Source organism: Dellaglioa sp. CoH-55-MRSF-7 (genome assembly GCF_056782235.1).
In genome coordinates this window covers 1-578 of the sequence record NZ_JBXAYI010000039.1, presented here as the reverse complement: position 1 = coordinate 578, position 578 = coordinate 1, and the positions used below count along the sequence as shown (strand labels likewise).

At 51.4% G+C, this 578-nt stretch carries 2 protein-coding genes; both read left to right on the top strand.

Annotated features, from left to right (window positions below; all coding sequences use genetic code 11):
• On the top strand, positions 1-290 hold a 290-nt coding region (locus AC1RPU_RS07755; protein WP_481769605.1), incomplete at its 5' end, for a hypothetical protein.
• A gap of 96 nt (positions 291-386) precedes the next feature.
• Positions 387-578: hypothetical protein (locus AC1RPU_RS07750; RefSeq protein ID WP_481769604.1), on the top strand; the 192-nt coding region annotated here is incomplete at its 3' end.

Here is a 578-nt window from a genome sequence, read left to right as displayed (position 1 = left end):
GTCAGGCTCATCCCGTTCACGAGCTGATCGCGATGTCGGCTGCTCGTTGCGCCCGCGTCTCGTACCTGACGCATGACGGACAAAATCCTCTATTGGCCAAGGACCTTGAGTTGTATCGTCGTCTGGTCGAAAGTCGTCCGCTGCACGCCAGCCCTCTTGAACATCAGGCTATTGCAACTGCCTTCAACTATCCGTCGCAGAACCTGACTGGCGGCTGGATGCAGCATCGGACGTTGTTGGAAACCGCTGGCTCTATTGACGAGATGCACCGCCGAATGGGTGTGCTGTAGTATATTGTGTGCACGTTACCAGAAATTCCCAATTTAATACTAGCAATCGAGTGCTGGTTGTGTTATAGTATCAATAAGTATTGAATCGGAGGTTTTATGGGGCGTCCACGCGCAGCACTTGAAGATGTGCGCAGAATTTTTACGGACAGTGGACATACGCCAACGTTCACGGATGCTGATTATGTCAATTCTCAGTCACGTTTAAGCTATGTGTGCGGCAGTTGTGGTTCTGTCGGTGGCACTTCTGCCATGTCGATGCAGCGCTATGGTAGCACCAAGTGCAAAAAC